Source organism: Rhizobium mongolense USDA 1844 (genome assembly GCF_000419765.1).
Classification (GTDB): Bacteria; Pseudomonadota; Alphaproteobacteria; order Rhizobiales; family Rhizobiaceae; genus Rhizobium; species Rhizobium mongolense.
In genome coordinates this window covers 1-9,024 of record NZ_ATTQ01000062.1, presented here as the reverse complement: position 1 = coordinate 9,024, position 9,024 = coordinate 1, and the positions used below count along the sequence as shown (strand labels likewise).

General features: G+C 54.9%; 6 protein-coding genes and 2 pseudogenes. 6 read left to right on the top strand and 2 right to left on the bottom strand.

What is annotated here, in order from left to right; translation table 11 throughout:
* Positions 1-64 precede the first annotated feature (64 nt).
* Both A3C3_RS42360 and A3C3_RS40805 read left to right on the top strand, forming a co-directional pair.
* A pseudogene (locus A3C3_RS42360) lies at positions 65-1,254 on the top strand (IS3 family transposase).
* Positions 1,255-1,260: 6 nt separating this feature from the next.
* Positions 1,261-1,806: pseudogene (locus tag A3C3_RS40805) on the top strand (SIS domain-containing protein); the annotation flags it as partial.
* A gap of 189 nt (positions 1,807-1,995) precedes the next feature.
* Here the strand turns inward: A3C3_RS40805 and A3C3_RS0136555 are convergent.
* Entirely contained in the window at positions 1,996-3,270 is a 1,275-nt protein-coding gene (locus A3C3_RS0136555) for an ROK family protein (protein ID WP_022719419.1), read from the bottom strand.
* A 472-nt stretch (positions 3,271-3,742) separates the two neighbouring features.
* Here A3C3_RS0136555 and A3C3_RS0136550 point away from each other — a divergent pair, with 472 nt between their 5' ends.
* The 4 genes from A3C3_RS0136550 (at position 3,743) to A3C3_RS0136535 (ending at position 7,632) form a co-directional block, all read left to right on the top strand.
* Positions 3,743-5,041 carry a DegT/DnrJ/EryC1/StrS family aminotransferase gene (locus A3C3_RS0136550; protein WP_022719418.1) on the top strand — a complete coding sequence of 433 codons (1,299 nt, stop codon included), beginning with the start codon at positions 3,743-3,745 and terminating at the stop codon, positions 5,039-5,041.
* Between the two features lie 358 nt (positions 5,042-5,399).
* Positions 5,400-6,071 (top strand): HAD family hydrolase, encoded by a 672-nt coding sequence (locus tag A3C3_RS0136545; RefSeq protein ID WP_022719417.1) that lies wholly within the window; start codon positions 5,400-5,402, stop codon positions 6,069-6,071.
* A 218-nt stretch (positions 6,072-6,289) separates the two neighbouring features.
* Complete coding sequence (locus tag A3C3_RS44795) at positions 6,290-6,793, top strand: GNAT family N-acetyltransferase (protein WP_022719416.1); 504 nt, start codon at positions 6,290-6,292, stop codon at positions 6,791-6,793.
* A 122-nt stretch (positions 6,794-6,915) separates the two neighbouring features.
* Positions 6,916-7,632 (top strand): GntR family transcriptional regulator, encoded by a 717-nt coding sequence (locus tag A3C3_RS0136535; RefSeq protein ID WP_022719415.1) that lies wholly within the window; start codon positions 6,916-6,918, stop codon positions 7,630-7,632.
* 317 nt (positions 7,633-7,949) lie between these two features.
* On the opposite strand, the gene A3C3_RS0136530 is transcribed toward A3C3_RS0136535, so the two are convergent.
* Complete coding sequence (locus tag A3C3_RS0136530) at positions 7,950-8,246, bottom strand: DUF982 domain-containing protein (RefSeq protein WP_028740316.1); 297 nt, start codon at positions 8,244-8,246, stop codon at positions 7,950-7,952.
* Positions 8,247-9,024: the final 778 nt, after the last annotated feature.

The window sequence follows — 9,024 nt, the reverse complement described above, 5'->3', positions numbered from 1 at the left end:
TGACCTTGCCCCGTTGAAATAATCCATTTTGAAGTAAGCTCTGGCCCATTGAGAGGACCAGGGAATGAAGCGCAGCCGTTTCACAGACGAACAGATTATCGGCATTCTGAAGGAGCACGAGGCGGGCACGCCAGTCNCGGAGCTTTGCCGCAAGCACGGCGTCAGCGATGCCAGCATCTATAAGTGGAAAGCCAAATTCGGCGGCATGGAGGTGTCTGAAGCCAAGCGGCTGAAGACGCTGGAGGACGAGAATAGCAGGCTGAAGCGGCTTCTGGCGGATGCGATGCTCGATAATGCCGCTTTGAAGGACCTTTTGGGAAAGAAGTGGTGACGCCCGCAGCCCAGCGGAACGCTGTCGCGCATCTGATGAGCCAACATGGGATGAGCGAACGGCGGGCGTGTAAAGCCAGCGGCTTTTGCCGATGACGGTCCGTTATGAGACGAGGCGCGACGATGATCATGATCTTCGCGAGCGCATGAAAACGTTGGCACATGAACGCCGTCGCTTCGGCTATCGACGCATTCATGTGCTGCTCAGACACGAGGGGCGGCTTGTGAACCACAAGAAGCTCTTCCGGCTCTATCGGGAGGAGAAGCTCACCGTGCGCAAGCGCGGCGGGCGGAAGCGAGCGATAGGCACACGAGCACCGATGCTGATCCCGATGGCAGCCAATGAACGCTGGTCGCTGGACTTCGTGTCGGATCAACTGACCGATGGACGCAGGTTCCGGGTTCTGACGGTCGTAGACGATTGCACCAGAGAATGCCTGGGCCTCGTCGCCGATACATCGCTTTCCGGTCTGCGCGTTGCCCGTGAGCTGGATCGGATCATCGAGGAGCGCGGCAAACCCAGGATGATTGTCAGCGACAACGGCAGCGAGTTCACCAGCAACGCGATCCTGCAATGGACGGACCGAGCCAAGGTGGATTGGCACTACATCGCGCCGGGCAAACCGATCCAGAACGCCTTCATTGAAAGCTTCAATGGGCGGCTGCGAGACGAGTTCTTGAATGAAACCCTCTTCTCGTCACTGGCCCATGCTCGATCAGCGCTTTCAAACTGGCGCAGCGATTACAACGATCACCGACCGCATTCCGGCCTCGGCTGGCTGACACCTGCCGAGTTCGCTCAGACCATCGACCCGCGACGTGATGCGGTGCTGCGCAGCCGAAATGGCTCCGCACCGCAACCCGCCGCTTCCGGCCATAAATGCAGCAACCAAAAACCGCTGGAGCGAACTCAAAACTGGATAAAACTTGGGGGCAAGGTCACTAAGCGAGTGGGCGGGAGACGCTGCGCTGAAACGCGCGGTGGCGGATCTACCCAGGCACTTTGCCGAAGCGGTGAAGCTCGAATGGCTGGAATTTTCCGCCGACGCGGGTGACGCCGATTCCATCTATGTGTTGGGTCGCGGGCCGGCACTAGCGATCGCCAGCGAAGCGGCCTTGAAGTTCAAGGAGACGACCGGATTCATGCCGAAGCCTTTTCCGCGGCTGCATGGACCCGTCGCACTCGTCGGCACCCGCTTCCCAGGGTTGGCGCTTGCCGCCCGCGACGCCGCCGAAGGCTCGGTCGCCGAGATTGCCGATGCCCTGAGTGCCAAGGGCGCGATTGTGCATATCACGTCGGCGCGGGCGACGAGGGCAAAGCCCCTGCCCTTCGTCGAGACCGGCCACCCGATCACCGACGCGCTGGCGCTGGTGCTTCCATTTTACGTTTTTGTTGAAGCCTGGTCGCGCTCGCGTGGCTACAACCCCGACGCACCCGCCAATTTCAAGAAAGTCACAAACCCGGTGATAATGTAAAGAGAATCGATGTCGACGTCCGGGCGGACATGACGCGTCTCCTACTGAACAGGCGCAAGGGACTGACGGTTGACGTATGCCTGGCAGGCTTGAGTGGATCCGAAATCGACACGTCATCCGTCTTTCTTGTGCACGAGACGCTCGACCTAGCCGCACCAATGTCGGTCGACGCATCTGACCATTCATCGGTCAGATGACGAAATTGAGCAATTCAGAAAGAAAGAGACTGGCGGCGCCGCGCAGGGCTGCCACGTCTTCGCTATCGCCAAAGGCGAGGGTAATCTCTTCATCCGGGCGATGGAATACCAATTCTCGGAAGCTTCCTTCAATGAGATTGAGCATCGTTTTTCCTCCGCGTACGACATCCCCATGAAGAATAATGCAATTGAGCGCCATTAAGTGCTGAAGATTCGCCAATCCAACCGAAATGTTGAACGCATATTCTTGAAGTAGTTCCTTTGCGCCCTTGACGCCGCCACCGGCCAAAGTCAACAATCGGCCCGCATTCAACAAGTGAGGTTGCTGCAGCCCCCTGGCTCTTGCCTCGTCCCTTAACCACCTCAAGCTGGCGATTGTTTCCCAACATCCGCGTCGGCCGCATTGGCACACATGGCCATTGAGTTGCACGATGGTATGGCCGATTTCGCCGCCTGCACCCGCAGGTCCCCGATAAGGATGCCCATCAAGGTACAGCGCCCCACCCAAAGCCTCACCAATATAGACCACCGCGAAGGTTCTCCGGCCACGTCCTTGCCCAAACCAACGGTCGCCAACGAGCAAAGCTCTGGTGTCCTGGTCGACACACGTATTAACTCCGAATCTTTCGGCCAACTCTGTTCCTACCGGAAATCCATCAAAATATGGAGCGAGACTGACAGTCACAATTGAACCTGTCTCCGTATTGATCATTCCTGCAGCCGCAACACCGATCCCTAATATCGGTAAGTTAGCAGATGAGATGGTCTCTTCGACACAAGTGCTGACAATCCGAAATGCGTCGGAGGCGTCTTTTAGATCCTTGGGGAAATCGGTGGCATGCTGTGCATAAATCTCGCCATCCAGAGAGACTAAGCACGAACGCACACGATTGTGCGTCAGGAGGACCGCGCAGATCGGCCTTGCGTTCTTTGAGAACCACAACTTAGTAGCCGGTTTTCCGCCAGCCTCACTAGGAGGTATCACCTCTCCTTCCGCAAGGATGCCCTGATTGATCAAGGGCTGCACAATCCCACCGATAGTTCCTCGATTTACACCCGTAAAGCGTGCCAAATCCGCTCTGCTAGATGCTCCCATGTCGTACAAGGCCTGGAGCAACCGGCCCCGATTTGCAGGCCCCAAGGTCCCGGTTGAAATCAGCTTTTGGGCCGGCATACGGTTGGCGCCATCGCTCTTATTACAATCGTTAGAGGTGCCTGCACTTTTTCCAATCCGTTGAAGTTCCAGTCTTTTTATCATCGAATCCATTGCATCAAATCCACTTTCGTCGAAATTCGGTTGCTCGCGCCGTCTATTGACTAGCTGAGGCTCGACCGTCGCTCGGGGCGCTTTGGAGAACTATGGGATTGTAACTGGCAATATGCACCATTCTTTCCAGACCTTTTATCGGCATAAAGCCGCCAAAGGAAATCTGCGGCCTCGCCGTTCAAACCTCCTTCGATCCAATGTCCTCAATTGGTGTGGGTAACCAATAAAAAACAGTTGAAGCTTTCCTACAGGCCGTGATCCGGACGCCGCCTGGATGTCGGACTTTTTCGCAACGGGCGCATCCTGATATACATAAGCGGACACGAGAATATACAGCGAACCGCGGATGATCGGAAAATATATTTTATAATATACTTCACTTTAGCCGGTGAACGCCAAGCAAAGCACACTAGAGTATTCCAAATCTCATACACGGTGATAGCGATTCAATGATTAATGATCGGAGCAGTAAATGAACGGACATACCGCACCAGGTCTCGAGGCCAGCAATAGAAGAGGTCTTTTCTCCGACGTGAAGCTCGCCATCTTCGGTGGAGAGCCTGTTGTCCCCCAGGGGCGTATCACACCTTGGCCAGCCGCAGAAAAGAAGCATTTGGATGCTCTTCGCGGAGTTGTAGATGGTGGACGATATCATCGGGTTAACCATCCGATTGTGAGCGAGTTGGAACAAAATCTTGCAAGCTGGACCGGGAAGTGGCAGGTGCGCGCCGTGGGCAGTGGTACGGCGGCCATCCACATCGAACTCGACTACGTCAAGAAGCGAGGGGAGCGCGTGGTTACCGCGGCGCTGAATTGGCCTGGAGCGGTTGGGCCAATTGCAATCAGTGGTCTCAAGCCGGTCTTCGTTGACGTCGACATGAACTTAGCTGGGATCGATCAAGGGGCGGCCACCGAAAAGTTCGGACCAGACGTCGCTGCGGTTCTCATCACCCACCTCTTCGGCAACAATGTTCTTGTTCCCGATGCGAGATCTGCCGCGCGTGCTCAAGGCATTGCGGTGATCGACGACGTCTGTCAATCGATCGGAGCCGCCAAAGCGATCGTCAACGGGGCCCATGTTGATGCCGACGCACTCGCTCTTTCCGGAAACGGCGCCAAGCACCTTGGTGCCGGCGAACTAGGGTTTGTCATTACCGACGACTCCAACCTCATTGCACACGTGGATAGCGTATCGCTGACGAGCTCATCCCGAAATGGCGAGCGAATATTCTCACCCTATTCCCAAGGATATAACTACAGACCCAACGTATTCTCCTCATCAATAGCGAAGCTTCGGGTCGAAATGCTGGACACGCAACTCCAAATCCGAAGAGACAATGGAAGAATTTTGTGGGAGATGATTCGGGAGCTTGCAGGTATATTTCCGCTTTTCAATCCGTCTGACTGCAATCAATCAATGCTCAACTTCCCCCTACGTATCGAACCTGAGGCACTCGGCTTCGGGCCAGGCCCGGCTGCAAGGGACTTTGTGGTCAAATCGCTGCAGGCCGAAGGCGTGCCCATCTGGGTTTGGCTTACGAAGCCCGTCTTCGAATATCTCCCAGACATCCGCGACGATTGGAGAGCCGCCGATTTTCCAAACACGGCACAACTCTTGGATACGATGTTTTACGTTTCCGAGATCGCCCCGCCCAATGATGCTGAAGTGATGAAGCTTTACGCAGAGGCGTTTCACAAGGTTTGGAAGGCTCTTTATAAGCTGGGTCCGAAGATAGCGGGTATCGCAACATCCATCCAACGGGCGGGGTGAGAGAAAGCCGAAATCCAGGTAAGCCCACGCTTTTCGCCCTACATTTTGGCGACCGCATGGCCCGAGGAAGAGTGCCTATAGCGAGCGCCAAAGAGCGACCAATCGTTGATGCGGGGCAGCGCCTGTAGTTTTCGACAGTAGCAACCCGTGGCCGGCGTCATATTCCGCGGTGCGTAAGTTCAAATGTTGGGACCAGTGACCTTCCTCCGTCCGGGGCGGCAAACAACCCTGCCTAGTCACCATGTCGAAAAGCGCTCAGACTTTCTTCCGTTCGACACGTATAATCTTCCGTCGATTACAATGTGTCGAGCGCTGCAACCCGCCGAACCTGAACGTTTACTAAACAAGGATTACTCGCATGGCCTTTTCGACAAACCCAGAACTCCTGATCTTCGACTGCGACGGGGTTCTAGTCGATAGCGAGATCATCGCGACGGCTGTGCATATCGATGCTTTGGCTAAATGTGGGTATATTATATCCGCCGATGCTTATAATAGTCGCTTCATAGGGATGACTGATCAGCAGAGTTACTCCATCATAGAAGCTGAGGCCGGCTTCCGTCTGCCGAAGGACCATCATGAATGTGTGACGGCGGAGATCGCCAAGCGATATACGGGCAATCTCAAAGCCGTCGCGGGCATTCATCAAGCTTTGGAAGCTATCAGCTGGGCGAAATGCGTGGCATCGAGCAGCGATGTTGAAAAGTTGCGGTTGACACTTGAGATCACAGACCTGCACGATAGTTTTACGCCCCATGTCTTCAGCGCTTCGCAAGTTGCGCGTGGGAAGCCAGCCCCGGATCTCTTTCTGTTTGCAGCGGAGGAAATGAACACACCGGCTGGCAGTAGCGTCGTTATTGAAGATAGCGTTGCTGGCATTCAGGCGGCGGTGGCGGCCGGGATGAAGGTAATTGGCTTCGTTGGGGGCTCTCATTGCCCTCCCGGCCATGCGGAAAAATTGATGGAAGCAGGTGCTATGAGGATATTCAACCGTATGACAGCGTTGCCGGGGATCTTAGCAGGTTTGTAGTCGAGCAGTTACGCGCTGTCGAAAATCGTTCAGGAAGCCGATCCCTTGAATCGCAAAGGGCGTCGTTTTGCAGGTGCCGTCCCACGGGCGCTGAGGGCGGCCGTGATTTATGGCTATGGAGTACCCTTTAAGTTAGGCCCTCACCTCGTTAAGCTTACTCGAACTCCGCAGTTTCACACCCAATACGTCGGCGCACATCAAGCAAAAATGGAGACACTATGACTGCTAGGCCAATCCAAACCGGAGCTCCAGTAGCGATCGAGTATCTGGAAACATATCCGAATTTAATACACGTTTGCGCGAGCTGGTCTTTCGGACAATGGGGTTGTCAATCAGATGGCTCGTACGAGCAGACAACACGCGAGTTTGAAGCAGCAACGAAAAGTTCCATGCCGCTAACATTGATCGCCACCCAAGACGGCAAACCTGTAGGAATGATCACCCTGGGTGAGCATGATTTCGAGGGAAGACCCGATCTTTCCCCGTGGCTGAAGTCGCTGTACGTCCATCCATTTCACCGCAATAAAGGAATAGCCTCGTTGTTAATCGAGGGCCTGGAGCACGAAGCGTTGCGCCTCGGCTGCAAAAGCCTTTACCTCACAACAGAGGACGCGAAATACCTTTACGAAAAAAGCGGTTGGAAGGAAATTGATCGCGTACGAACACCGTATGGCGAAGCAGCTTTGATGAAAAAGGTTCTGCCGACAATCGCTCTCGCCTAAGCATTGCAGCCAAGAACCGTCGCGCGATTGCGAGGCGGATTCTCGCCCGGGTCTCAATTTGTCTTGCAGGTCTCCACATTGAAATGCATTAAACAACGACGTCGATAGAGGAGACGATGAAAATGTGGCTCTGTGAAAAAGCGCCTCAGTGTCGTGGAATCAGCATTCCGAAACCAGCTAATGAATCTATGCCCGCGAAGGCTGACACTGCCTACGATGCCGTTCTTCAACTGCTCTACAGCTACTCCCTAGTGCCGGGACAGCATCTCAGCGACCAAGAGCTTGCCTGTAAACTCAACATTGGCCGAACTCCGGTACGCGAAGCGCTTATCCGACTCGCAGCCGAGGGCAAAATTCTATCCGCTCCTCAAAGGGGTTACTTCACGCGGCCACTGGTCGAAGGCGCTTTATTAGACTCTTATGCCGTGGCGCGCGAAGTTCTGGCGTTCGCACTAACACGTAGACGGCCACACTTTCCATTCACCGGCACCTCTTGTGATGACTTGTCTCCCGGCGAACTCACAGTCCGCGCGGAAATGATCTTCGCCGGAATCGCCGAGGGATCTTCAAATTGCGAGGTTTGCAAGATCATCGACAAGTTCTGCTTTTGCTCTCATCCTCTCCGGATGAAAATAATCGCGTCGGAACTCCACGCTGCTTTCAGAGAGAGCCTGTCAAGGCTAACGGAGGCGATGTCTCAATTCGGCAAGGCAACGACTCTTGTGGAATCCGCACTCATGAATCACCTTGATGTAGAACAGCGAGCTATCGCGCACGTGGTGCAAGAGGTGAACAAAGGACGGCTAACAGAATTTCCTCGCGTCGCGAGAAGCTTTTGAGCATCCCTCTCGTCTTTTGTTCCCATCCAGGGCTCGGATATAACCACCCCCGAGATTTTTTGTGCTTTTGCAAGAAGCCTCGCAAGGACAGGATCGCTCACAATTGCGAGGCACCGAGGCGGTGAAATCCTTATTGGTGCGCCCCTTAATATCGAAGAGGACGCTGTCTCGAGGGTGACCCGCCACTGAATTTTCAAACCGCTGCGATTGCCGGCGGAGAAGCGAATGCCGCACCCATCGGCTCCTGCTTCTGGCGACTGGACCCAACGCTATATGGCAATTGCGTGGGCTCGATGCCTGCTCGCGATCGCCTTAGCTTAGGCGTTCCCAATAGTTCGGTCGGCCATCCGCTGGCCTAAATTCGGTACATCGGCGATCTCGGCCAACATGCCTGCCTTCTTCAGAAAACGCCGGACATTCTCACGCGCGGCGCCAATTGGAAATCGACCGTTGGCCGCTTCTCGGCACGCCTTCAACAGCGTGTCGTAGGCGAGGTCTCTCTTTGCCTCCGGCCAAGCTTCGAGAAAAGTGAAGACCTCGTCGAGGCTGGTGATCTCGTCAATGAAATACTTACGCTGAACGTAGACTGCGCGATCAAACAGGGTACCGGCCATCTCCATCTCCTTATTTCAGGTTCCTGAATGGCCAATTTTAACGGGCGAATTTGACGCGCTTAAGACGGCAATTCGACTGGCCGCCCTAAGGCTGTGTTTCCGTCGGCGACCGGAACGAAATCTCAGGTCTCGATTGACGACTCAGGCGTGGCCCAACCGCGTCTACAGACCATCACTCGCCAAGTCAGTTTGTCATTGCAAATATATTTGGGTCTTCCTCACTTTGTGTGGAGATCGGCCGTTTTGATCGGCATCATCCGTGCCCTGAGAAGCTCAGGGCCTGCTCTGCCATACATCGCTCGTTTAATCGTTTTCAGGCGGTTTATCTGACCTTCCGCTTGACCATCGCTCCAGGGCAGGTCGACAGCGTTGCAGACGGCATCGATATCACGGCGAAGAACGCGAGCAAAAAGGGGTAGGAGGTGAGCCCGGAATGAATGGCATCATCGATCCAATCTTCGAGTTTCCTGGAAGCTCGGCTGCGAAATATACCGCGAAACCGCATGGCGAAGTTGCGCAAAACAGCAAACGCATTTGATCCCTGCTTGAGGGCATCGACTTTCCGCGCCTGATTGATGTCAACGCACCCCGTGGCTTTATGCAAAGAGNAGCGGCNANAACCGGTGAGATCAAATGGCCAGTTNGCGGATCACGCACAGGCGCATTGTCATCTGCTTGGTCAGCGAGGACGATCGGAGCCGGTACCGCATTATCCTTATCTTTTCCCGGCTTCGCGGCGCGGCGCCAGGTTGCCAGGAGGCGTTCAAGATTGGAGAAG

What these genes read in the sequence shown, in the direction of transcription:
- A3C3_RS0136535 (WP_022719415.1), top strand. Translation starts at nt 6,916, where the DNA reads ATGTGGCTCTGTGAAAAAGCGCCTCAGTGTCGTGGAATCAGCATTCCG.
- A3C3_RS44795 (WP_022719416.1), top strand. Translation starts at nt 6,290, where the DNA reads ATGACTGCTAGGCCAATCCAAACCGGAGCTCCAGTAGCGATCGAGTAT.
- A3C3_RS0136555 (WP_022719419.1), bottom strand. Translation starts at nt 3,270, where the DNA reads ATGGATTCGATGATAAAAAGACTGGAACTTCAACGGATTGGAAAAAGT.
- A3C3_RS0136550 (WP_022719418.1), top strand. Translation starts at nt 3,743, where the DNA reads ATGAACGGACATACCGCACCAGGTCTCGAGGCCAGCAATAGAAGAGGT.
- A3C3_RS0136530 (WP_028740316.1), bottom strand. Translation starts at nt 8,246, where the DNA reads ATGGCCGGTACCCTGTTTGATCGCGCAGTCTACGTTCAGCGTAAGTAT.
- A3C3_RS0136545 (WP_022719417.1), top strand. Translation starts at nt 5,400, where the DNA reads ATGGCCTTTTCGACAAACCCAGAACTCCTGATCTTCGACTGCGACGGG.